Raw genomic sequence first — 23,011 nt, forward strand, 5'->3', positions numbered from 1 at the left:
CAAACATCACACTGATGTCGAAATATCTTTCTGCTTCCGCATTTTTTTTCATAAATGATCTGCCGTGTCAAGGTTGCCAAGCGAGAGCCGTGGCCGCAGATGACGGCATATTGCGGTGCCGGCTCTCCGATCGGACGAACCATTCGATCACAGTCTTCCAGCAGCGCCAAATCCGCGCAAGAAGCCGTCTTCCATTATCATTAAACCAATAGAATCAGACTACCGAACCGTTTCAGGCTTCGCGTGAGATGCGTTCCGTGGCCATCAAACGCGCGGCAATAGGACGCTTTCCTCAGTCTTCACCCTCCGGCGACCCACCGCTGAAGTCGCCTCCTCCCGCATCTCCTGAGCCGTGAATTCGGTAAGCAGGTGCCGTTGACAGTCGGAAAATTTTCTACCATTGTTCGATCCATTGATAACACAGACCTATCATCTGTTATCATCAAGCATGAAGGCCGACGGGAGGAGATCGTCGGCGGGATGCGCCGTCGATGTGCAAGGGAGGAGACGTCATGAACAGAACAGCGATCCCGTTCCGCGACCGGACCCTCCGCCGTCGCACCGTGCTGCCCGCCAGCCACCGTTCCCGCAACGACCGTCCCCAGAGATGACCTTCGACACGTCGTCGCGGACATCCGCGGCGTTCAACCGACCTTTGCGCCTCCCTCAAGAGGCGATTTCAGATGTGAGGCTTTCGTCATGAGCACCCTTGCCGAAGCAAAATCGATACATTCCCCCCGCTTCACCCGCGGTCGCCTGGTCACGGCCGTGTTGGCCGTGATCCTCGTCGGTGCCATGGCCTATGATACGCGCGTGGTTCAGATCGGCTCCGAACATGACGTGCGCGCCGACGTGTTCTCGCCGGAAGCTTTCGGGGCCGAGAATTTTCCCAAGGTCCGCGACAGCGTGGCGAGCCGCGCGGTCGATGCCGCCGAACTCGGCCAGGCGATTGCCGCCGACAAGGCGGCCGCCGGCACCAAATACGGCGTCGCCACCAGCACCGGCCCTGTCATCCCGGTCAAGTTCACCGGCGTCGTCGGCGAGCGCAAGTCGAGCACCAACACGATCGCCGTGTCCGGCCTGCCCGAGGGGACCGTGGTGCGGGTCCAGACCGGCCCGGCGATCAACGGCACGGACCTGCGCGATGCCACCGGCGAGATCGAGTTCGGCCAGTTCACCAACCAGATCGAGTACCAGAACGCCGGCTCGGCGCTGAACAACGCCATGAAGAAAGAGGCGCTCGGCAGTCTCGATCCGGCCGCGCTTCAAGGCAAGACGGTGGAAATCACCGGCGTGTTCAAGCTGATCAACCCCAAGAACTGGCTGGTCACGCCCGTCGTGGTGACCGTGAAATGAGCGCCGCAACCGCACGTCTCACGCCATCGGGCGACCATGGCGCCGTCGTCATGGAGGCGCGCAATATCGCCAAGTCCTATGGCAGCATCCATGCGCTGAAGGGCGTCAATTTCGAGATCCGCCGCGGTCAGGTCACCACCCTGTTCGGCGAGAACGGCGCCGGCAAGTCGACGCTGATGAAGATCCTCTCAGGCGTGGTGCAGCCGACCTCCGGCGAGATCGTGCTCGACGGCGAGCCGGTGAGCTTCTCTTCCTCGTCGCATGCCCGCGACAGCGGCGTTTCGATCATCCACCAGGAACTGTCGCTGGCGCTGAACATGAATGTCCGCGACAATATCTTCATGGGCCGCGAGATCATGGGGCCGACCGGCGTCAACTATGCCGAGGAAGAACGGCAGACCCGGCTGCTGATGGAGGAACTGGAAGAGCCCATCGATCCGCTGACGCCGGTCGAGGAGCTTCGTCTTGGGCAGCAGCAGATCGTGGAGATTGCCCGCGCGCTGTCGGTCAATTCCCGCATCCTCATCATGGACGAGCCGACATCGGCGCTCAGCGCCTCGGAAGTCGAGGTGTTGTTCAAGGTGATCCGCGACCTCACGGCGCGCGGCGTGTCGATCGTCTATATCTCGCACCATCTGGAAGAGGCGCTGCAGATCACCCACCATGCCGTGGTGCTGCGCGACGGCACGATGACCGCCTATGCACCGCGTGCCGATATCGATCTGGAATGGATCGTGCGGAACATGGTCGGCGAGAATTTCGACCTCGGCGCGCCGCCATCGGGTTATGCGTTCGGTCCGGTCGCCCTGTCGATCGAGAAGCTTTCGGTCCCGGACGCCTCGGGCGCCGGCTATTCGGTGGTCGATGCGCTCTCGCTCGACGTTCGCGCAGGCGAGGTCGTCTGCATCTACGGGCTGATGGGTGCCGGGCGGACTGAGCTTCTGGAATGCGTGGCCGGACGGCTGCAGCCATCCGCCGGCCGCGTCATGCTGCGCGGGCAGGACGTGTCCCGGCTCTCCATTGCAGAGCGCATCGACAACGGGCTCGTTCTCGTGCCCGAAGACCGGCAGCGCGACGGGCTGGTGCAGACGATGACGGTCGGCAGCAACCTGTCGCTCGCCAGCATCGGCGCCTTCACCAAGGGCCTTTTCACCTCGCGCCGCGGCGAAGCCGGCCTCGTCACCGACGCGATCGCCAAGGTCCACATCAAGACGGATGGCGGCACGGCGCCGATCGGCTCGCTGTCGGGCGGCAACCAGCAGAAGGTCGTGATCGGCAAGATGCTGGCGACCAATCCGGAGGTCATGCTGCTCGACGAGCCCAGCCGCGGCATCGACATCGGCGCGAAGTCGGAAGTGTTCAAGCTGCTCGCCGAGCGCGCAAGACAAGGTCTCGCGGTCATCTATTCCACATCGGAAGTGGGCGAATGCCTGAGCATCGCGCACCGCATCGTCGTCATGCGCCGCGGCAGGATTTCCGCCGAATTCGGCTCCGACGTCACCAAGGAACTCATCATGGCGGCATCCGGCGAAAAAGCCGGAGGCCATGGATCGGATGGGCACGAGCCCGAAACGAGGACGCACTGATCATGTCGGCAACCCATTCCACCGCGCGCCCGACGCCGCAGAAGAAGACGATGAACATCGCTCAGCTCCTGCTCGAGGGCCGCGCCTTCTTCGCCCTGATCGCGATCATCGTCGTGTTCTCGCTGTTGTCGCCCTATTATTTCTCCGTCGCCAATTTCCTGATCATGTCGTCGCATGTGGCGATCTTCGGGATTCTCGCCATCGGCATGCTGCTCGTGATCCTCAATGGCGGCATTGACCTCTCGGTCGGCTCGACGCTCGGGCTGTCCGGCGTCGTCGCCGGCTATCTCATGCAGGGCGTCACGCTCGAGCAGCTCGGTGTGGTGCTGTATCCGCCGGTCTGGGTCGTGGTCATTCTGACCTGCGCGCTCGGCGCCTTCGTCGGCGCGGTCAATGGCGTGCTGATCGCCTATTTCCGCGTTCCCGCCTTCGTGGCGACGCTCGGCGTCCTCTATGTCGCGCGCGGGGTGGCCCTGCTGATGACCAATGGCCTCACCTTCAACAATCTCGGCGGACGGCCGGAGCTCGGCAATACCGGCTTCGACTGGCTGGGCTTCAACCGGCTGTTCGGCGTGCCGATCGGCGTTCTCGTGCTCGCTCTGCTCGCTATCCTCTGCTTCGTCATGCTCAGCCGGTCGGCTTTCGGCCGCTGGCTCTATGCGTCGGGCGGCAACGAGCGGGCGGCAGAGCTGTCCGGCGTGCCGGTCAAGCGGGTCAAGATCATCGTCTATGTGCTCTCGGGCGTCTGCGCGGCGATGGCCGGCCTCGTCCTGTCGTCGCAGCTGACCTCCGCCGGCCCCACGGCCGGGACCACCTACGAATTGACGGCGATTGCGGCCGTCGTCATCGGCGGCGCGGCGCTCACCGGCGGACGCGGCACGATCGGCGGCACCATGCTCGGCGCCTTCGTCATCGGCTTCCTGTCGGATGGCCTCGTCATCATCGGCGTGTCCTCCTACTGGCAGACCGTCTTTACCGGCGCGGTCATCGTGCTCGCCGTCCTGCTCAACAGCATCCAGTACGGGCGCCGCCCGAAGTAAGCGGCGACCGACACACGACCTTCTCCGCCTATCCGGCCCCTGCCTTTCGAGGAGAGGCGGCGCCGGCCACGGACAAGCACCGCCGGGTGACCGGCACAACCGAACCGCATTTCAAAACCGGGAGAGAGACCATGATGAAACAAGCAACCCGCCTCTTGATGGCCGCCGCCGCTGCCGCCACGATGTTCGCCAGCACCGCCTATGCCGAGGGCCTGATGACGGTGATCGTCAACGATCCGTCCAACCCCTACTGGCTGACCGAAGGCAATGTTGCCAAGGCCGCTGCCGAAAAGCTCGGCTATACCGCGACCGTCGGCGCGCATAAGGGCGATACCAACACCGAGAGCAACCTGATCGATACCGCCATCACCAACAAGTCGGTCGCGATCATCCTCGATCCGGCCAATGCCGACGGCTCCGTCGGCGCGGTGAAGAAGGCCGTTGCCGCCGGCATTCCGGTCATCCTCGTCAATGCCGAGATCAACCAGGAAGGTCTTGCCAAGGCGCAGCTCGTTTCCAACAATGCGCAGGGTGCCGCCCTCGGTGCCACGCAGTGGGTGGAAGCCGTCGGCGACAAGGGCAAGTATGTCGAACTCTTCGGCGCCCCCTCCGACAACAATGCCGCGACCCGCTCCAACGGTTACGAGACCGTTCTCACGCAGTATCCGGACCTCGAAAAGGTGGCGTCCGAAGTGGCCGACTGGGATCGCACCAAGGGCCACGACAAGATGCAGTCCATGCTGCAGGCCAATCCCGACATCAACGGCGTGATCTCCGGCAATGACGAAATGGCGCTCGGCGCCATCGCGGCGCTCAAGGAAGCCGGCAAGATCGCCAACGTCAAGGTCGGCGGCTTCGACGGCTCGCCGGATGCGGTCGCCGCCATCAAGGCCGGCGAACTGCAGTACACCGTGCTTCAGCCGGTCGCCGTCTTCTCGGAAGAAGCCGTGAAGCAGGCCGACAGCTTCATCAAGACGGGCGCGACGGGCGCCAAGTCCGAAAAGCAGCTGTTCGATTGCCTGCTCATCACCAAGGACAATGTCGACAAGTACTCGGCACCCTTCGTCCTCGATAAGTAAGCTCCCAAGGCCAGAGAGGGCGCCGTCCGCGGCGCCCTTTTCTCCGCATTGCCCTCAGGTCGCCGCGCTCGCTGGTCGCATCCGTGCGAACGGGTTTTCCGTTGAAGGTTTTATGCGCTAGTGGTTTGATTCCGACATTTGCTCCCGTTTGCAGCACCCATGAGGGCAAATGTCGAAATCCAAAAAACCACTAGCAAGTTTATGATTCGAGTGGAATTTCAGAATGTGACATTTGATCACCGCGTTCGCCGCTGGTGGGTATCAAATGTCAAATTCAGTCCGCTAGGACGCAGGCAGAGCGAACAGAGGGGCACCGGGATGACGAACAAGACAACCGCCAGTCCGTTCATGTCCGAGCTTCCGAGCGACAGTCGCCATGCCCGCCAGATCGTGCGCCGCCAGCTGATCGCCGAGGCCGTGATGGCCGAGGGCTCCATGCGGATCGAGGACCTGACCGACCGTTTCGGCATCAGCCTGATGACGGCGCACCGGGATGTCGACGAACTTGTCAGCCGCGGCCTTTTCCGCAAGACGCGCGGTATCGTCACCGCCGCCCCGACGAGCCTGATCGAATCCAGCGACGTCTACCGATCGAGCCGCCAGGCTCGCGAGAAAGCTGCGATCGCCCGGGCGGCCATGACCTTCATCGAGCCGGGACAGGCGATCTTCTTCGACGACAGCACCACCGTGCTGCAGATGGCCCACCACCTGCCGGAAAAAGTGCCGCTGACGGTCATTACCAATTCGCTCAATCTGATGAACGAGCTGAAGGCCGTGCCGGACGTCACGCTGCTCGGTCTTGGCGGGCAGTTCTACAACTGGTGCAATGCCTTCATGGGCCGCATGACCATCCGCGAGATCGAAAAACTCCGGGGCGATACCGTGTTCATGTCGATGTCGGCCATTCTCGACGATGTCGCGTTTCACCAGTCGCCGGAAATGGTGGAGACCAAGCGGGCGATGTTCGACAGCGCCGCCATGCGCATCCTTCTGGCCGACCACACGAAATTCGAGCGCCGGGCGCTCTATTCCTTCGCAGCCCTCACCGAGTTCGATCTCGTCATCGTGGACGACAATATCGCGCCGGAGCATCTGGAGCGCATGCGCTCCAAGGGCATCAACCTGATGGTCGCGCCGGTGGACCGGCCGAAGGTCGGGCGATAGGGCGTCCGCTCAAGGGGCGCTCTGCGGATTGGCGAAGACGAGTTCCATGCGATCCGCCAGAAACCGGGTGCGGATCGCCTGCACCGGCCGGTCCTCGAGATCAACATCGACGGCATTGGTGACGAGCACGATGGCATCGGCGGCGCAGGCGAGCGCGTCGGCATCGGTCGCAGCGATCCGTTCGGCCGTCAGGCGCGTTTCGCGCCGACGATAATCGGCAAGGCCGCAGCGCTGCAGCGCCTGGGTGATCGAGCCCTCCTGCGCATAGGCCGCGATGATGCCGGGAAAGCGCTCGGCCGAGAAGTGCGAGGTGGAGCGGGACAGAGGCACGCCGTCCACCACGGCCATATGGTCCAGCCGGTGAAGCGGGGCGCCCGGCGCGAGGCCGAGCAGCCGCGCCATGGCCATGTCCGCCACCACCTTCTGCGATCCGACGAGACGCCCCGAGGGCTCCAGCGATTGCCGCATCATGTTTTCGGAAAACCGCGCCCGCGTGCCGATCGGATAGGAGATGCGCGGCTCGACCGGATTGACGAAGGTCCCGCGACCCCGCTCGGCCCGGACGATGCCCTCCGCCGCAAGGGCCGCGATGGCGCGGCGCACCGTGTGGCGGTTGACGCCATAGTCGGCCGCAAGCTCCGTTTCCGGCGGCAGACGGTCGGTGACTGCGGCCGCAAGGATCGAGGCGCGAATGCCATCGGCCACCCGGCGCCAGCGTGAAATTCCGTCATCCTGTCTGTCCATGGCCCATCCCTTCAGCGCCGCCACGAACGAGTGTCACAGCGGCGTCATGGTTCTCGGGTTATAAATCGGATCAAGATTAGTTGTCTACACAAATAGACAAATAGGATCCGAAATGACCACAGAACAGCAGATCCCAGACCGCAAACGCGCGCTCGACGCCATGGCGTCCATGCCCGCCGACATCCTTGCCGAGCGCTACGGCGCGATTGCCAGAACCGCACCGTCGGCAATCCCCGTGCGGGGGCCGGAGATCGGCGCCGTGATGGTGCGCGGACGGATCGGCGGCGGCGGCGCACCGTTCAATCTCGGCGAAGCCAGCGTGACGCGGGCGACCGTGAAGCTCGACAGCGGCGAGGTCGGTCACGCCATCGTTCTCGGCCGCGACCTGGAAAAGGCCCGCATGGTGGCGCATCTCGACGCGCTCGGTCAGCGTGCCGAATGGCAGCCCATGATCGAGACGGATGTCGTCGGACCCGCGCTGATGCTCGATGCCGAAGCGCGCCGGCAGCGCGCGGAAGAAACGGAAGCGACACGCGTCGATTTCTTCACGCTGGTTCGGGGAGAAGACCGATGAGCCTTGCCTTTGTCGATGGCGGTTTCGCCGAGCCCGTCTTCGGGTCGCAGCGCGCCTTTCGCGCCCTGATGGATGCCTTTGCGCGACCGGGCAGCATCGCCGACCTCGCAGGCCTTGCCGGTCCCCCCAGGCCGATGTCGTCTGCGGCCGGCGCGATCCTTCTGGCGCTGGCGGACAACGATACGCCCGTATTCTTCGAAACGGACATGCCGGACGCGCAAGCCTGGGTCGGCTTCCACACCGGTGCGCCGGTAACAGGCGCGGCGCCGTCCGCCCGCTTCGTTCACCTTGCCGACGACAGCGACACCACTGCCTGGAGCCGTTTTGCGGTGGGCACGGCGGAATATCCGGATCGCTCGGCCACGCTGCTTCTGCCGGTCGCCTCCCTTCGCGGCGGCCATCGCCTCAGCCTCAGCGGGCCGGGCATCGAGACCTTGAGCGACATCGCGCCGCAAGGCCTGCCGAAGGGCTTTGCCGATGTCATGGCCGCCAACCGCGCCGGCTTTCCGCTCGGCTTCGATCTCGTCCTCGTCTCGGGCAGCGAGGCGCTGGCCCTGCCCCGCACCACACGCATTGAGGAGGCCTGAGCCATGTATGTTGCCGTCAAGGGCGGGGAAGCCGCCATCGAAAAGGCGCACCGGCTGCTCGCCGACCGGCGTCGGGGCGACCGCTCCGTCCCCGCGCTCTCGCTCGACCAGATCGCCGGCCAGCTGTCGCTCGCCGTGGATCGCGTCATGGCCGAGGGGTCGCTCTACGATCCCGAGCTCGCCGCCATGGCCGTGCGCCAGTCGCGCGGCGACCTGATCGAGGCGATCTTCCTCATCCGCGCCTATCGCACGACGCTGCCGCGCTTCGGCGCGACGCGGCCGGTGGAGACCGGGGCCATGCGGATCGAGCGCCGCGTGTCGGCCACCTACAAGGACATTCCCGGCGGGCAGCTGCTCGGACCCACCTTCGACTATACCCACCGCCTGATCGACCCCGACATGGCCGGCGACCACCCCGTCGAGCCCGGCGCACGGCGCGACGTGTCCGGCGATGTGGCCGGCGATGCCGCCTATCCCCGCGTGACGGATATCCTCAATGGCGAGGGCCTGATCGAGCCGGATGTCGCATCCGATGCCGAGCCCGGCGACCTCACCCGCGACCCTACCGGCTTTCCCGCGGGACGGGATCTGCGGCTTCAGGCGCTGGCGCGCGGCGACGAAGGCTTTCTCCTGTCGCTCGGCTATTCGACGCAGCGCGGCTACGGGCGCACGCATCCCTTCGTCGGCGAAGTGCGCATCGGCCTTGTCGATCTGGAAATCGACCTGCCGGAACTTGGCTTTGCCGTCGCCATCGGCGCGATCCGCGTCACCGAATGCCAGATGGTGTCGCAGTTCAAGGGCGGCGGCGAGGACGGTCCCCGCTTCACGCGCGGCTACGGCCTCGTTTTCGGTCAGTCGGAACGCAAGGCCATGTCGATGAGCCTTGTCGATCGGGCGCTCCGCGCGGACGAATTCGACGAGAACCGTGCGGCACCGGCACAGGACGAGGAGTTCGTCCTCTCCCACTGCGACAATGTCGAGGCCACTGGCTTCGTGGAGCATCTGAAGCTGCCGCATTACGTGGATTTTCAGGCCGAGCTCGACCTGCTGCGCATGTTGCGGCGGGAACATGCGGCAGCGTCCTCAGAGACCGCCCGACAGGAGGCCGCGGAATGACCCTGCCCGCTTACAACTTCGCCTATCTGGACGAACAGACCAAGCGCATGATCCGCCGCGCGATCCTGAAGGGCATCGCCATTCCCGGCTATCAGGTGCCGTTCGCCTCGCGCGAGATGCCGATGCCCTACGGCTGGGGCACGGGCGGCGTGCAGGTGACGGCTGCCATTCTCGGGCCGGACGACGTTCTCAAGGTGATCGATCAGGGCGCCGACGATACGACCAACGCCGTCTCGATCCGTGCCTTCTTCGCCAAGACCGCGAATGTGGCGACGACCACGAAGACGGCGGATGCGACGATCATCCAGACCCGCCACCGCATTCCGGAAGAGCGGCTGCAGGCGCACCAGACCCTCGTCTTCCAGGTGCCGATCCCCGAGCCGCTGCGCTTTCTCGAGCCGCGCGAGACGGAGACCCGGGTCATGCACGGGCTGGAAGAATACGGCCTCGTGCATGTGAAGCTCTACGAGGACATCGCCCAGCACGGCCATATCGCCACGACCTATGCCTATCCGGTGAAGGTCGAGGGGCGCTATGTCATGGACCCCTCGCCCATTCCGAAATTCGACAATCCGAAGCTCGACCGCTCCCCGGCCCTGCAGCTCTTCGGCGCGGGACGCGAGAAGCGCATCTATGCGCTGCCGCCTTTTACCCAGGTGACGAGCCTCGATTTCGAGGATCATCCCTTCACGGTCCAGACCTTCAACCGCCCTTGCGCGCTCTGCAACGCGACCGGCGTCTATATGGACGAGGTGGTGACCGACGACCGGGGCGGGCGGATGTTCGTCTGCTCGGACACCGACCATTGCGAGACGCGACAGGCGGAGGGCCACGCAGGCCCGGGCCTGCCGCAGCTCGGGGAGCACGCTTCGAGCGAGCAGGAGACCACGCGATGACCGATCCCATCCTCTCCGTTCGCGGGCTCGAAAAGCGCTACGGCGCCTTCGTCGGCTGCACGGATGTCTCCTTCGACGTCTGGCCGGGCGAGGTCGTCGCCATCGTCGGCGAGTCCGGCTCCGGCAAGACGACGCTGCTCAACTGCATTTCCGGCCGGCTGGAACGCTCGGCCGGCGAGATCCGCTACCGGATGCGCGACGGGCGGTTTCCGGATCTGGCCGATCTCTCGGAAGCCGAGCGCCGCTTCCTGATGCGCACCGACTGGGGCTTCGTGCACCAGAACCCGGCCGACGGGCTGCGGATGCGGGTGTCGGCCGGCGCCAATGTCGGCGAGCGGCTGATGGCGGTCGGCGAGCGTCACTATGGCGAGATCCGCCGCACGGCCGGCGACTGGCTGTCGCGCGTCGAAATCGCCGCCGAGCGGATCGACGACCAGCCGATCGCCTTTTCCGGCGGCATGCGCCAGCGCTTGCAGATCGCCCGCAACCTCGTCACCCATCCCCGGCTGATCTTCATGGACGAGCCGACCGGGGGCCTCGACGTCTCCGTGCAGGCCCGCGTGCTCGATCTCCTGCGCGGTCTCGTCACCGACCTGTCGCTCGCAGTCGTCATCGTCACCCACGATCTCGCCGTCGCGCGGCTCCTGTCGCAGCGGATGATCGTGATGAAGGGCGGGCACATCGTGGAGGCCGGGCTGACCGACCGGGTGCTGGACGATCCGCACCACGCCTATACCCAGCTTCTCGTCGCCTCCATTCCCGAATCCTGAGCCCGCAAATCATGAGCCGGAGTCTGCCGATGCCTCTCTCCTCCATCCCGCCGACCGATCCGACCATGCCGGACGGGGCGCTGCTCAGCGTGCGCGATGTCGCCAAATCCTTCGTCATGCATCTGCGCGATGGCGTCGTGCTGCCGGTCGTCGCCCATGTCCGCTTCGATCTCTTCCCCGGCGAATGCGTCGTCCTCGGCGGCCCCTCGGGCGTCGGCAAGTCGTCCATCCTGCGCATGGTCTACGGCAATTACGCCATCGACGCCGGCTCCGTTCTGGTGCGAGACCCCGAGAGCGGCGACATACGCGATCTCGGGGCCGGCGATCCGCGCCTCGTGCTCGCCATCCGGCATGACGGCATCGGCTATGTCAGCCAGTTCCTGCGCGCAGTGCCGCGCGTCTCCGCGGTGGAGATCGTTGCCGAGCCGCTCGTTTCGCGCGGCATCGACCGCGCGGAAGCGCTTCTGCGCGCCCGCGACCTGCTCTCCCGGCTCAACCTGCCGGAGACGCTGCACGGACTGCCCCCCGCCACCTTCTCCGGCGGCGAGAAGCAACGCGTCAACATCGCACGCGGCTTCATCACCGATCATCCCGTTCTGCTGCTCGATGAGCCGACCGCCTCGCTGGACGCGGAGAACCGGGACGTGGTGACCGCGATGATCGGCGAGAAGCTTGCGCGCGGCACCGCCATTCTCGGGATCTTCCACGACCAGCCGGTGCGCGAGGCCGTGGCGACCCGCACGATCGACGTGTCCGCATTCTCGGCTCGAAAGGCTGCGTGATGGCAAAGCTCTCCGAACATGTCCCAAACATCCACGACACCGCAAAAGTGATTGACTGCCGGCTCGGCCGCTATGCCGAGATTGCCGAAAGGTCGCGCCTCAGCGAGGTCGAGCTTGGCGATTATTCCTATGTCATGGAGGACTGCGCGCTCTGGTGCGCGACCGTCGGCAAGTTCGTCAACATCGCCTCGATGGTGCGGCTCAACGCCACCAACCACCCGATGGAGCGCGCCACCCTTCACCATTTCACCTACAGGGCCGGCGACTATTTCGAGGGCGCCGAGGACGAGGCGGACTTCTTTGCCGCACGGCGGGCCCGGCGGGTGACCATCGGTCACGATGTGTGGATCGGCCATGGCGCGACGATCCTGCCGGGCGTGACGGTCGGCAATGGCGCGGTCGTCGGCGCCGGCGCCGTGGTCTCCCGCGATGTGGCACCCTACACGGTCGTCGGCGGCGTCCCCGCCCGGCTGATCCGCGACCGCTTCTCCCGCGAGACGGCTGACGGCATGGAGCGGCTCGCCTGGTGGGACTGGCCGCATGACAGGCTGTTCGCCGCCCTTGAGGATTTTCGCATGTTGACCGGCGAAGCGTTCATCGAGCGCTACGCCGCCTGAAACGAGGCTCCGAAACGGAGCTTTGACGCAAAAGTTTCATGTAACCGTCACGCAACCATTACCGCTTGCCGCTCACAGTCCCTCGACGTGCAGCCGGCATGAGGTCGGCTTTCGAGCTGCTGTCCGGGATCAAACCATGACCGAGATTACCCCCCTCGCGCTGTCCGTGACCAACCTTTCCAAACGCTATGGCGAGACCCGGGCGCTGAACGGGGTCAGCCTCATGCTGGAGCAAGGCGAGATGGTGGCGCTGATCGGCGCGTCCGGGTCCGGCAAGAGCACGCTCATCCGCCATATCGCCGGCCTCGAAATCGGCGACGGCGATGGCGGACGGGTCGAGATCCTCGGCGCGGTGTCGCAGGCGGGCGGGCGCATGAACCGGGAGGCTGCACGCGGCCGGGTCGCGGTGATCTTCCAGCAGTTCAATCTCGTCGGACGCCTGTCCGTGCTGACCAACGTGCTGATCGGCCATCTCGGCCGCATCCCGCGCTGGCGGGGCACGCTCGGTCTTTTCAACGCGCCCGAGAAGGACAAGGCGCACGCAGCCCTTGCCCGCGTCGGCATTCCCCAGGTCGCAGCGCAACGCGCCTCGACGCTGTCGGGCGGCCAGCAGCAACGCGCGGCGATCGCCCGCACGCTCGTGCAGGAAGCGCGCATCCTCATTGCCGACGAGCCGATTTCGGCGCTCGATCCCTCGGCCGCACGCCGCGTGATGGACGTGCTTGCCGACATCTCCCGCGAGGACGGCATCACCGTGCTCGTCTCGCTCCACCAGGTCGAATATGCGCGGCGCTATTGCCGCCGCACGATCGCCATGCGGGACGGCGCCATCGTCTATGACGGCCCGTCCACGGCTCTTTCCAACGATTTCCTGGCCGAACTCTACGGAGCGGCCTCGGAAGAACTCGTCCTGCCGGATGCTGCACCGAGCAGCCCGGCCGACCCCATGGCGCCCACCGGCGCCGATCCTGCCAAACGTCAGGCGGCGCTCGCCACCGTCTGATCCCGACATAACTGCCAACCGGAGACCACCATGAACGCGATCTTCAAGAGCATTGCGGCGCTTTCGCTCGCCGCCACATTCAGCCAGCAGGCGCTGGCTGCCGAGACCATCAATTTCGGTATCATCTCCACCGAGTCCCAGCAGAACCTGAAGACCAACTGGCAGCCGCTGCTGGCCGATCTGAAGACCCAGACCGGTCTCGACGTGAAGCCCTTCTTCGCCTCGGATTACGCCGGCATCATCGAGGGCATGCGCTTCAACAAGGTGCAGGTTGCCTGGTACGGCAACAAGTCGGCCATGGAAGCGGTCGATCGTGCCGATGGCGAAGTGTTCGTGCAGAGCGTCGCCAAGAACGGCGATCCGGGCTACTGGTCGGTCGTGATCGTTCCCAAGGACAGCCCGATCCAGACGATCGACGAGCTTCTGACCTGCGACAAGTCGAAGAGTTTCGGCCTCGGCGACCCGAACTCCACCTCCGGCTATCTCGTGCCCATGACCTTCGTGTTCGGCGCCCGCGGCATCGATCCGAAGACCTGCTTCAAGACGGTGACCAACGCCAACCACGAGACCAATTCCATGGCCGTCGCCATGAAACAGGTCGATGCGGCGGCCAACAACACCGAGAACATGGCGCTGATCCAGCAGAACAAGCCGGACGCCTTCGCCAATATCCGCGAAATCTGGCGCTCGCCGCTGATCCCGTCCGACCCGATCGTCTGGCGCAAGGATCTGCCGGAAGAAACGAAGACCAAGCTGCGCGACTTCTTCCTTGCCTATGGCACGGCCAATTCCAAGGGTGACGTCGCCCATGAGAAGGAGGTTCTCGCCGGCCTGAAATGGGCACCGTTCAAGGCTTCGACCGACAAGCAGCTCCTGCCGATCCGCGTGATGGAACTGTCGAAGTCGATCGCCAAGATCGAAGCCGACGCCTCGCTGTCGGCCGACGCCAAGGCCGAGAAGGTCAAGCCGCTCAACGAGCAGAAGGCCAAGTTCGAAGCCGAACTCGGCACCGCGTCCAACGGCTGATGCCCCAGACCGGAGCGGGCGGCACCGTCCGCTCCGGTTCCTCCTCGTCGCATGCCAGATCTCTGCTCGATCTCTGCCCTATCTCTGAAGGACGACGCCCATGACCGACGTCATCGCCTCCACCGGCGTCACGACCGCCCGCCCGCTGGTCGGCCAGGCAGGCCCCAAGCCCGTGCGGAGCATGCGCGGCTGGCTCGTCACGCTCGTTTTCGTCGGGGCGCTTGCCGCCAGCTGGGGCCCGGCCGAGATGGGACGCTGGACCTATCTCTTTTCGGACGCCGGCAACATGGCATCCTATGCCAAGGATTTTCTGAAACCGGATTTCAAGGAGTGGGCCTCCTATCTCAACGAGATGCTCGTCACCATCCAGATCGCGCTCTGGGGCACGTTCCTTGCCGTGCTTCTCTCCATTCCCTTCGGCATCCTCTCGGCCCACAACATGGCGCCCTGGTGGGTTCTGCATCCGGTTCGCCGGCTCATGGACCTGTTTCGGGCCATCCATGAGATCGTCTTCGCCGTCCTCTTCGTCGTGGCGGTCGGCCTCGGGCCGTTCGCCGGCGTCATGGCGCTGTTCGTGCACACGACAGGCATTCTGGCCAAACTTTTCTCCGAAGCCGTCGAGGCCATCGATCCGCGCCCGGTCGAGGCGATCCGGACCACCGGCGCGTCCCGGCTGCAGCAGGTCATCTTCGGCGTCATCCCGCAGGTCCTGCCGCTCTGGATCTCCTTCTCGCTCTACCGGCTGGAATCCAACATCCGCTCCGCCACCGTGCTCGGCCTCATCGGCGCCGGCGGCATCGGACAGGTGCTGTTCGAGAGCATTCGCGGGTTCTACTATCCGCAAGCCTCCGCCATTCTCATCATCGTCGTCGCGACCGTGACGCTGATGGACATCCTTTCCCAGCAGCTGCGCAAGGTCGTCATCTGACGGAACACCGGCGCCGCGCATATCCCTCCCTCTCACTCGAAAAGCCGCATGCCCCGGCTTCCGGAACGGCAGACCATGACCCGCGAACAGATCTTCACCCAGTGCTCCATCATCCTTCCCACCGAGATCGTCGAGGGCACCGTCCTCGTGCGCGACGGGATCATTGCCGATATCTCCAGCGGGACGACAGCGCAGGGGACGGCACACGGGATCGACCTTGAGGGCGATTACCTGATGCCCGGCTGCGTCGAGCTGCACACGGACCATCTGGAGACCCATATCCAGCCGCGGCCGAAGGTGCGCTGGAACCTTGCCGCAGCGCTCCAGGCCCATGACGGGCAGATCGCCACCGCCGGTATCACCACGGTTTTCGATGCTCTGCGCGTGGGGCTCGATGGCGATACGGATCTCGGCACCGGCGACATGGCGGATATGGCAGCGATGATCTCGTCTGCCACCGCGGCGAACCGGTTGCGCGCCGAGCACTTCATCCACCTGCGTTGCGAAGTCTCGATGCCCGATGTGGTCGAGCAGTTCGATGCGATGAAACGCAACGACCGGGTGCGGCTGGCATCCCTCATGGACCACGCGCCCGGCCAGCGCCAGTTCGTGAGCCTGGAGGCCTACCGGATCTACTATCAGGGCAAGAAGAAGATTTCGGATGCGGATTTCGAGGCGTTCAGCGCGCGGCGCATCGCCCAGTCGGTGGAAAACGCCGACCGCAACCGCCTGGCGCTCGCGACACGCTGCCACGAGGCCGGAATCCCGATGGCCTCGCACGACGATGCCACGGCGGCGCATGTGCGCGAGAGCGTCGATCTCGGCATTGCGCTTGCCGAATTCCCGACCACGATCGAGGCCGCGACGCTGTCCAAGGCCTCCGATCTGCAGGTGTTGATGGGCGCACCCAACGTGGTGCGGGGCGGGTCGCATTCCGGCAACGTGTCGGCGCTCGACCTTCTGGAGCGCGATGCGCTCGACATTCTGTCGTCGGATTACGTGCCGTTCAGCCTGCTGCAGGCCGCCTTCCTGCTCGCCGAGCGCGGACAGACGGACCTGCCGCATGCGGTGCGCATGATCACCGCCAATCCGGCACGGGCAGCCGGCCTTGCCGATCGCGGTCGGATCGAGATCGGCCTGCGGGCCGATCTGCTGCGGGTACGGGCGGAGGCGGGTGCACCGCCGCTCGTCGCCGGCGTCTGGCGCGCCGGCGAGCGCGTCGCCTGAGGCTTACGCTCAGGCGGACGGAGGCTCAGACGACTGAGGCTCAGGCAGCCGGCTGCTTCGTCTTGCGCAGATAGGGCAGAACCGTGTCGAAGCTGCCGAAGCGGGCGATCGCGTCTTCGTTGGAAACGGCGGCGGTGATGATCACGTCCTCGCCCTGCTTCCAGTTGGCGGGCGTCGCCACCTGATGCTTCGCCGTCAGCTGGATCGAGTCGATCGCCCGCAGGATCTCGTCGAAGTTACGGCCGGTCGTCATCGGGTAGGTGAGGATCAGCTTGATCTTCTTGTCCGGCCCGATCACGAAAACCGAGCGAACCGTCGCGTTGTCGGCGGGCGTGCGGCCTTCCGAGCTTTCGCCGGCACCGGCCGGCAGCATGTCGTAGAGCTTGGCGACGGCGAGGTCCTTGTCGCCGATCAGCGGGTAATCGACCTCGTAGCCCGTCGCCGTGCGGATATCGTTCTTCCAGCGCTCATGGCTTTCGACCGGATCGACCGAGATACCGATGACCTTGACGCCGCGCTTGGCGAACTCGTCCTGAAGGCCGGCCATGGCGCCGAGCTCCGTCGTGCAGACGGGCGTGAAATTCTTCGGATGCGAGAACAGGACGCCCCAGCCATTGCCGATCCAATCATGGAACGAGATGGTTCCCTGGCTGGTTTCCGCGGTAAAATCGGGGGCGATATCGTTGATGCGCAGGCTCATGGGGAGGTCCTCTTTTCGGGTGGCCGGAAATTGGCATCATCGGGCCCCGTGTTCAAGGCTGCGCCCGCACCGGGCTCTGCGGCGCACCACCAAAATTTCTCTTTCCGCCCACGGAAAAACGAATGGCATGTCTTGACGGCATGAAGAACGCGGAGAGACCGACGTTCCCGCCGTCTGTCCGTCAGGGACCGTTGACCAGGCCGAGGATGAGCGCGTGGACCGCGCCGCCCTCGGTGAACTCCGCCTGATCGAAAGCGCGGTCGAGATCGCGCCGCTCGTTGGAAATCGCGCCGAGGCGACGGTTCATCTCCGTCTTGATCGCCTTGCAGCCGGGGTCGTCGGGTTGGCGAAGCCCGATGGTCGCCGTCTCGATCTTTGCGACGAGATCGCGAACATAGCGTCCATGCACCGCCTCGTGCCGGCGCACGCCCTCGATGAAGGTGGTCCAGCTCGCCTGTACCGGCGCCGGAAGGCTGGCGGTCGGCTTCGGGAGCGTGGTGGTGATGACGAGACGCGGAACGGCGGTGGCGAGAACGCAGTCGTTGCCCTGTATCTGATAGTCCCGGCGCCAGGTCAGCTTGAACCGCGTATGGGCAATGACGCGATTGGCGCCGAGCAGAGGACCGCGTTCGCCGATCGATGCATAGAGTTCGGCGCCCGTCCTACCCGCGATCTTGTAAGTCTCAATCGTCTCGGTCGCCTTGATCTCGGCGGCGGTCGATGGAGAGGCGATGGCCAGGCCCGCTGTCGTCGCGGCATAGATCATGTTTCTCAGCGTCACCCGTCACTCCGCCCTTGGTTGCGGTTCGAGCCTAAAGCATCTCAGGTCAAAGCGGAATGGATTCGCGACGGAGGTTGCCGGCAGGCTCAGACCCGGACGATGCTCGCATAGATGAGGACACTCAGATACAACAGGAAGGCGAGAACGGCGATGGCCGCAATGAGGAGGACGATGCCTCTGCCGGCTTTCGATTTGCGGCCGATCTGTTCCGGCGGGTCGGCGGAGGGCGCAATGTAGGGTTCGCGGCTTCGATCTCCCGTCACTGCCGGTTGCCCCCTTCGAGCGTCGTATGCGGACGATCGCGCCGACCGACAGGCGCCACCCTGGCATGGCGGCGGCGGCTGCGCAGGGCCCATAGACCGACGGCGCCGCAGACGACGACAAGCACGATGACCATGATGAGCAGGGATGTGTAGTTCTCGGGCATATCGACCTCACGCTCGGCGCGACAGGCGCGCTTGGAATGAACCTGTCGCGGCGCGACCGGCGACAGGGGGGAGCCGGCGCGGCCGCGACAGGCATGCCGGCACGGGGCCGGATGATGAGATGGCGGGATCTCTCGCCCGCGCATCGGCTGTCGGGGATCGAACCAGTCGGGACGCTAAAGGTTCCGAGATCGTCCGGCGCGAAACGTGTCTGCGGCACCTGCCGTGCGCCGGATGCGCGACGCTCAGCGCGTCACGACGGGCGCCACGTCTTCCTTGTCGTTCTCATCGATCAGCCGCGCGCCGCGCTGGCTTGTCAGGTAGCGCCAGATCCACTGAAGCGTCACGAGCATGCGCTTTTCGAAATTGACGAGAAGATAGACATGGACGATCGCCCAGAGGATCCAGGCGAAATAGCCTTTCAGCGTCCAGCGACCGAAATCGAAGACCGCGGCATTGCGGCCGATCACGGCGGTGTTGCCGCGATTGTTGAAATGGAAGGGCTTCGCCGTCTCGATCGCCTCTGGCTTTCTTAAAAGCTTGCCGAGATAGCGGCCCTGCTGCTTTGCCACCTGGGCGAGAGCCGGCAGCGCTGCCCCGTCCTTGCCGGGCTGGAACGCGGTGTCGCCGAGGGAAAAGATATCCGTCAAACCTTCGACGCGGAGTTTCGAATCCACCGGGATGCGGCCATTCGCCCTGCCCTCGATGCCGAGCCAGCGGAAGGCCGGCGAGGCCTTCACGCCCGCGCCCCAGACGATGGAGCCGGCCGGGACCATCTCTCCGGCGATCACGGCCCCTTCCGCGGTGATGTCGGAGACCTGCGCGCCCAGCCGCACCTCGACGCCGATCTTGTCGAGAGAGCGCAGCGCATAGGCCTGCAGGTGTTCGGGAAAGGCCGCGAGGATGCGCGGACCCGCCTCGACGAGGATGACGCGGAGATCCGATGCGGGGATGGTGCGGAAGTCGCGCGACGCCATGGAGCGGCCGAGCTCCGAGATCGCGCCGGCCATCTCGACGCCGGTCGGTCCGCCGCCGACGATGATGCTGGTCAGCAGCGCCCGCCGCTCCGCCGGATCCTTCGTCCGCTCGGCCTTCTCGAAGGCGAGAAGCAGGCGATGGCGGATGCGGCGGGCCTCGTGAAGCGTCTTCAGGCCCGGCGCGAAATGCTGCCACTCGTCATGCCCGAAATAATTGTAGTCCGAGCCGGTCGCGATCACCAGCTGGTCGTAGGAGACGGTGTCGCCGTCCTTGAGCCTCACCTGCTTTGCCTGCCTGTCGATGCCGTCGGCTTCGGCCAGCATGATGTGGACATTACGGTAGCGCCCGAGCGTCCTGCGGATCGGCTCCGCGATATCGGCCGGTGACAGAGCGGCCGTCGCGACCTGATAGAGTAGCGGCTGAAACAGATTGTGGTTGCGCCGATCGATCACGATGACATCGACGTCGGTATCCCCGAGCGCTCCGGCACAGGCGAGGCCGCCAAAGCCGGCACCGATGATGACCACACGCCGGCGGGGCGTCGTCAGGGCGGGATCTGCGGTTTCAAGCATTGTCATTGCCGTAAGCTCCTCAGGGCGCAGGCTGTGAGAGACGTCCATGCGCATTCCCTCACATGAAGCATGAACACGGCGGGCAAAACAAGAAGACCTCGCCGAAGCGGGCCTTCGACGAGGTCTTTGCCAGATCTATAAACGCTCTTCGCAGGCCGGGCCTTCCCCTCGTGCGAACCAGCCGGGCGCATCATCGTTGCCGGAATGGTCCGGCTCGACATCCTTTAGGACGGAAGCGGGTCGGGGAAATTTCGTGTTCAAAAAGGACGGACAGGCCGGAACCAACCCCGGTTCACTTACTTCCCCAACCAGATCGCAGGCCGTGTCAAGCGGACGTGATGGGGATGGAGAACAGAGGGATTTTTCCGCTTTCTTCCTCTGGCCAACGAAATGGCAGCCGAGCTTCCCACCCATCCGGCCCGCGATCGCCTTTGCCCCTTGCGTCTCGACAGACGTCGTGAAAAATCCCGGCAGGCTCAGCCGGTCGTCTCGTTCTGCTGCGATTCCCGTTGCAGCCGGAGCAATTTCAAGCGCTCCGTTTTTTCGCGTGCGGCATTGCGCTGCGTGTCGATGATGGCCTGCGCCACCACTTTGGTTTCGTCGATATTCCCGAGCGCCGGCCCCGCTTTCGGACGACGCTTTTTCTTCTCTTCGGTCATAGAGGCTCTCTGTCTTTGGTCAGACCAGCGTTTTCCTCCTCAAAACCGGAAGCGTCATTCAACTATTTTAATGCGCGCGAGATCGTACGGAACTGAACAGTTCAAGAGACGTCAGATGAAACATGGGATTTGCCAGCGTAACCGTTGCGACCGCAGCGCATGGGAGACCGGTCTACATAAGGAACAAATTTCGAACCGGTGCGTTGTCTGCGCGAACCCGTTCTCAAAGGAATTCCCAATGCTCAAGTGGGCGCTGATCTTCTTCGTCGTTTCCCTCGTCACCGGCTTTCTCGGTTTCTCCGGCGTTTCCGCTGCGACCGCGACCATCGCGAGGGTTCTGTTCGCGATCGCCGTCGTCGTCTTCCTGATCTTCGTCGTGCTCGCCTTCATGGCGGGCAGCGCCGTTCTTTAAGCCGCATCAGCCGTCGGCCGGCGAGGGTCCACCCCTCCTGCCGGCCGACTGTCTGACAGCAAGCATTTTCAGGAAAGAGATCCCATGGACGTCCTTCGCATTCTTCTGGCCATTCTCCTGCCGCCCGTCGGCGTGTTCCTGCAGGTCGGCATCGGCCTGCAATTCTGGCTGAACATCCTTCTGACCCTCTTCGGCTACATCCCCGGCATCATCCACGCGATCTGGGTGATCCTGAAAAAATAAGTCGCCCCTTCCAGGCGAACCCGACCGTTTGAGAACGCGCATCCATGGTGGAACAAAACCCACCATGGTCAGTTAGCAATGCGCCAATCGAAAGGGACGGATCGTGAGCGAGCATATCGATGTTGCCAAAGTCGAAAACAGTCCCTTGCGCCGTGTGCGCAGCGTGGAGGATTTCTGCAGGCGATATCGGCTCGGCGCGGATGAAAAGATCCGGCTGACCCGGCTGTTCGGACAGTTCGCGACCGAGCAGGAACTGTTGATGAATGCGACGCGGGCGCCCGTTTTTCGCTGACGCCGTCTCAGCGCGACGCGTTGCCCTGATTGTCCAGATCCGAAAGCCACTCCAGCAGACCCGTCGCTGCAAGACGGCCGGTCGCAAAGCAGGCCGTCAGAAGATAGCCGCCCGTCGGCGCCTCCCAATCCGTCATTTCCCCTGCCACGAAGACGCCCGGCAAAGCCTTGAGCATGCCCGATGGCGCGATCGCGTCCAGCGGAATGCCACCGGCTGAAGAGATGGCTTCCGCGATCGGCCTCGGCTGGACAAGGGAAATCGGAAGCGTTTTCAACACGGAAGCCAGGTCTTTCGCCGGCAAACGATCGACGTCGGGCACTGCTTCCCGCACCAGTGCCAGCTTTACGCCGTCGATGCGCGCGGCTTTTCTCAGCCGGTTGCTGAAGCTCGCCTTGCGCGGCGCCGCCTCCAGTGCGGACGCCAGTGCGTCGACAGATCGTCCCGGCAGGAGGTCGAGAACGAAGTCGGCTTTTCCGGTTGCCGCCAGCCTGTCCCGCAAGGGTGCCGCATGGCCGTAGACGAGGCTGCCCTCGATCCCGTGACGCGTGATGACGAACTCGCCCTGGCTGCGTCCGGTACCCGACGTGGCTGCGACCGACTTGACCGGAACGCCTGCGTAGCGCGCGGCAAACGCCGCGCTCCAGGCGACGTCGAAGCCGCAATTGGCCGGACGGAACGGCGCGACATCCAGCCCTCTGCCGGCGAGGATCGGCACCCACCGCGCATCCGAGCCGAGCCTCGGCCAGCTCGCGCCGCCGAGCGCCAGCAGCGTTGCATCGCTGCCGATGGTCTGCTGGCCGTCCGGCGTCTCGAACAGGAGGGTGTCGCCCTCGCCGAAGCCGATCCATCGCCAGCGGGTCCGTATCGCGACGCCCCGCGTCTCCAGACGTTGGCGCCAGGCGCGCAGCAGTGGCGATGCCTTCATCGCTTTGGGAAATACGCGGCCGGAGGAGCCGACGAAGGTTTCGACATCGAGCCCCTGCGCCCAGCGCCGCACATCCTCCGGGGTGAAGGCGTCGAGCGCCGGCCTGAGATGCGCGCTGGCGGCGGCGTACCGGGTCGCGAAGGTTTCAAAGGGTTCGGCATGGGTCAGATTGAGGCCCGACTTGCCGGCGAGCAGAAACTTCCGGCCGATCGTCGGCATGGCGTCGTAGACCGTGACGCGATGCTGCGTTTCCGAGAGGCGTTCGGCCGCCGCCAGTCCTGCCGGCCCACCTCCGATGATCGCGATCGTCTTTGCCATGCTATCTGCTTTCGTCATGGGTCGTTTCATGCGGCAAAGGTTCTTCCGGGGCAAGAGACGGCCGGGCAAGAGATGGTGGGCAAGAGATGGCGGGGGCAAGAGATGGCAGACAGGCCTCCCGCATGGTCTCGCCCTCCTTTCCACCACGCAGCCACCACGGGGCCACCACCGGGCCCACAACGCGGCCGGTTGCTTCCAGGCGGATCCGACG

27 protein-coding genes are annotated in these 23,011 nt (G+C 64.8%); 19 read left to right on the forward strand and 8 right to left on the reverse strand.

The features are described 5' to 3' along the window. The first annotated feature begins 699 nt into the window (after positions 1–699). The 5 genes from ASG39_RS12940 (at position 700) to ASG39_RS12960 (ending at position 6,225) form a co-directional block, all read left to right on the forward strand. Positions 700–1,356 (forward strand): DUF2291 domain-containing protein, encoded by a 657-nt coding sequence (locus ASG39_RS12940; RefSeq protein ID WP_062595375.1) that lies wholly within the window; start codon positions 700–702, stop codon positions 1,354–1,356. Then, entirely contained in the window at positions 1,353–2,942 is a 1,590-nt protein-coding gene (locus ASG39_RS12945; RefSeq protein ID WP_062595376.1) for a sugar ABC transporter ATP-binding protein, read from the forward strand. Before ASG39_RS12940 ends, ASG39_RS12945 begins: the two co-directional genes overlap by 4 nt. A 50-nt stretch (positions 2,943–2,992) precedes the next feature. After that, positions 2,993–3,982, forward strand: a complete 990-nt coding sequence (locus ASG39_RS12950) for an ABC transporter permease (protein WP_244481237.1) — start codon at positions 2,993–2,995, stop codon at positions 3,980–3,982. A gap of 131 nt (positions 3,983–4,113) precedes the next feature. Next, positions 4,114–5,061 (forward strand): D-ribose ABC transporter substrate-binding protein, encoded by a 948-nt coding sequence (locus ASG39_RS12955; RefSeq protein WP_062595592.1) that lies wholly within the window; start codon positions 4,114–4,116, stop codon positions 5,059–5,061. 318 nt (positions 5,062–5,379) lie between these two features. Further along, positions 5,380–6,225, forward strand: coding sequence for a DeoR/GlpR family DNA-binding transcription regulator (locus tag ASG39_RS12960; RefSeq protein ID WP_062595378.1), 846 nt, complete (start codon positions 5,380–5,382; stop codon positions 6,223–6,225). A gap of 9 nt (positions 6,226–6,234) precedes the next feature. Here the strand turns inward: ASG39_RS12960 and phnF are convergent, their stop codons facing one another. Continuing rightward, positions 6,235–6,969: a phosphonate metabolism transcriptional regulator PhnF gene (gene phnF / locus ASG39_RS12965; protein ID WP_062595379.1), complete on the reverse strand. Its 735-nt coding sequence runs from the start codon at positions 6,967–6,969 to the stop codon at positions 6,235–6,237. Between the two features lie 112 nt (positions 6,970–7,081). Between phnF and phnG the strand changes: the two genes are divergently transcribed. From phnG to ASG39_RS13020, 11 genes are all read left to right on the forward strand, one after another. Continuing rightward, a complete protein-coding gene (gene phnG, locus ASG39_RS12970) occupies positions 7,082–7,543 on the forward strand; it encodes a phosphonate C-P lyase system protein PhnG (protein WP_062595380.1) in 462 nt (153 codons plus the stop codon). Next, positions 7,540–8,130, forward strand: a complete 591-nt coding sequence (phnH, locus tag ASG39_RS12975; RefSeq protein ID WP_062595381.1) for a phosphonate C-P lyase system protein PhnH — start codon at positions 7,540–7,542, stop codon at positions 8,128–8,130. Before phnG ends, phnH begins: the two co-directional genes overlap by 4 nt. A 3-nt stretch (positions 8,131–8,133) precedes the next feature. Beyond that, a complete protein-coding gene (locus ASG39_RS12980) occupies positions 8,134–9,246 on the forward strand; it encodes a carbon-phosphorus lyase complex subunit PhnI (RefSeq protein ID WP_062595382.1) in 1,113 nt (370 codons plus the stop codon). Beyond that, positions 9,243–10,142, forward strand: coding sequence for an alpha-D-ribose 1-methylphosphonate 5-phosphate C-P-lyase PhnJ (locus ASG39_RS12985; RefSeq protein ID WP_062595383.1), 900 nt, complete (start codon positions 9,243–9,245; stop codon positions 10,140–10,142). Before ASG39_RS12980 ends, ASG39_RS12985 begins: the two co-directional genes overlap by 4 nt. Next, entirely contained in the window at positions 10,139–10,912 is a 774-nt protein-coding gene (gene phnK / locus ASG39_RS12990) for a phosphonate C-P lyase system protein PhnK (RefSeq protein WP_062595384.1), read from the forward strand. Before ASG39_RS12985 ends, phnK begins: the two co-directional genes overlap by 4 nt. A 65-nt stretch (positions 10,913–10,977) precedes the next feature. Beyond that, entirely contained in the window at positions 10,978–11,694 is a 717-nt protein-coding gene (gene phnL, locus ASG39_RS12995) for a phosphonate C-P lyase system protein PhnL (protein ID WP_062595593.1), read from the forward strand. Continuing rightward, positions 11,694–12,311, forward strand: coding sequence for a DapH/DapD/GlmU-related protein (locus tag ASG39_RS13000; protein ID WP_062595385.1), 618 nt, complete (start codon positions 11,694–11,696; stop codon positions 12,309–12,311). Before phnL ends, ASG39_RS13000 begins: the two co-directional genes overlap by 1 nt. Before the next feature lie 136 nt (positions 12,312–12,447). Beyond that, positions 12,448–13,314: a phosphonate ABC transporter ATP-binding protein gene (gene phnC / locus ASG39_RS13005; protein WP_062595386.1), complete on the forward strand. Its 867-nt coding sequence runs from the start codon at positions 12,448–12,450 to the stop codon at positions 13,312–13,314. Positions 13,315–13,344: 30 nt separating this feature from the next. Continuing rightward, positions 13,345–14,340, forward strand: coding sequence for a phosphonate ABC transporter substrate-binding protein (gene phnD / locus ASG39_RS13010; protein WP_062595387.1), 996 nt, complete (start codon positions 13,345–13,347; stop codon positions 14,338–14,340). 100 nt (positions 14,341–14,440) lie between these two features. Further along, positions 14,441–15,268 (forward strand): phosphonate ABC transporter, permease protein PhnE, encoded by an 828-nt coding sequence (gene phnE / locus ASG39_RS13015; RefSeq protein WP_062595388.1) that lies wholly within the window; start codon positions 14,441–14,443, stop codon positions 15,266–15,268. A gap of 75 nt (positions 15,269–15,343) precedes the next feature. Continuing rightward, on the forward strand, positions 15,344–16,495 hold the full coding sequence (locus ASG39_RS13020) for an alpha-D-ribose 1-methylphosphonate 5-triphosphate diphosphatase (protein WP_062595594.1): 1,152 nt from the start codon (positions 15,344–15,346) through the stop codon (positions 16,493–16,495). Between the two features lie 40 nt (positions 16,496–16,535). On the opposite strand, the gene ASG39_RS13025 is transcribed toward ASG39_RS13020, so the two are convergent. The 6 genes from ASG39_RS13025 to ASG39_RS13040 all read right to left on the reverse strand — a co-directional run bounded on the left by ASG39_RS13025 (position 16,536) and on the right by ASG39_RS13040 (position 20,610). Continuing rightward, positions 16,536–17,195, reverse strand: coding sequence for a peroxiredoxin (locus tag ASG39_RS13025; RefSeq protein WP_062595389.1), 660 nt, complete (start codon positions 17,193–17,195; stop codon positions 16,536–16,538). A gap of 181 nt (positions 17,196–17,376) precedes the next feature. Continuing rightward, the gene (locus ASG39_RS13030) at positions 17,377–17,976 is read right to left on the reverse strand and encodes a DUF922 domain-containing protein (protein WP_244481220.1); all 600 of its coding nucleotides are present in this window, start codon (positions 17,974–17,976) and stop codon (positions 17,377–17,379) included. An 86-nt stretch (positions 17,977–18,062) separates the two neighbouring features. Next, entirely contained in the window at positions 18,063–18,239 is a 177-nt protein-coding gene (locus ASG39_RS23900) for a hypothetical protein (RefSeq protein WP_156468140.1), read from the reverse strand. After that, positions 18,236–18,403 carry a hypothetical protein gene (locus tag ASG39_RS23905; protein ID WP_156468141.1) on the reverse strand — a complete coding sequence of 56 codons (168 nt, stop codon included), beginning with the start codon at positions 18,401–18,403 and terminating at the stop codon, positions 18,236–18,238. Before ASG39_RS23905 ends, ASG39_RS23900 begins: the two co-directional genes overlap by 4 nt. 243 nt (positions 18,404–18,646) lie before the next feature. Continuing rightward, the gene (locus ASG39_RS13035; protein ID WP_244481221.1) at positions 18,647–19,957 is read right to left on the reverse strand and encodes an NAD(P)/FAD-dependent oxidoreductase; all 1,311 of its coding nucleotides are present in this window, start codon (positions 19,955–19,957) and stop codon (positions 18,647–18,649) included. A 470-nt stretch (positions 19,958–20,427) separates the two neighbouring features. Continuing rightward, a complete protein-coding gene (locus tag ASG39_RS13040; protein WP_062595391.1) occupies positions 20,428–20,610 on the reverse strand; it encodes a hypothetical protein in 183 nt (60 codons plus the stop codon). 238 nt (positions 20,611–20,848) lie between these two features. Between ASG39_RS13040 and ASG39_RS23340 the strand changes: the two genes are divergently transcribed. The 3 genes from ASG39_RS23340 to ASG39_RS13045 all read left to right on the forward strand — a co-directional run bounded on the left by ASG39_RS23340 (position 20,849) and on the right by ASG39_RS13045 (position 21,557). Further along, positions 20,849–21,022 (forward strand): DUF1328 domain-containing protein, encoded by a 174-nt coding sequence (locus tag ASG39_RS23340; protein ID WP_082477214.1) that lies wholly within the window; start codon positions 20,849–20,851, stop codon positions 21,020–21,022. An 84-nt stretch (positions 21,023–21,106) separates the two neighbouring features. Then, entirely contained in the window at positions 21,107–21,265 is a 159-nt protein-coding gene (locus ASG39_RS23345; protein ID WP_082477215.1) for a YqaE/Pmp3 family membrane protein, read from the forward strand. A 103-nt stretch (positions 21,266–21,368) separates the two neighbouring features. After that, positions 21,369–21,557 (forward strand): hypothetical protein, encoded by a 189-nt coding sequence (locus tag ASG39_RS13045; protein ID WP_062595392.1) that lies wholly within the window; start codon positions 21,369–21,371, stop codon positions 21,555–21,557. Positions 21,558–21,564: 7 nt separating this feature from the next. Here ASG39_RS13045 and ASG39_RS13050 read toward each other — a convergent pair whose 3' ends face one another. Then, positions 21,565–22,818, reverse strand: a complete 1,254-nt coding sequence (locus ASG39_RS13050) for a TIGR03862 family flavoprotein (protein WP_244481222.1) — start codon at positions 22,816–22,818, stop codon at positions 21,565–21,567. Positions 22,819–23,011: the final 193 nt, after the last annotated feature.

It is taken from the genome of Rhizobium sp. Leaf371 (genome assembly GCF_001424045.1).
Classification (GTDB): domain Bacteria; phylum Pseudomonadota; class Alphaproteobacteria; order Rhizobiales; family Rhizobiaceae; genus Ferranicluibacter.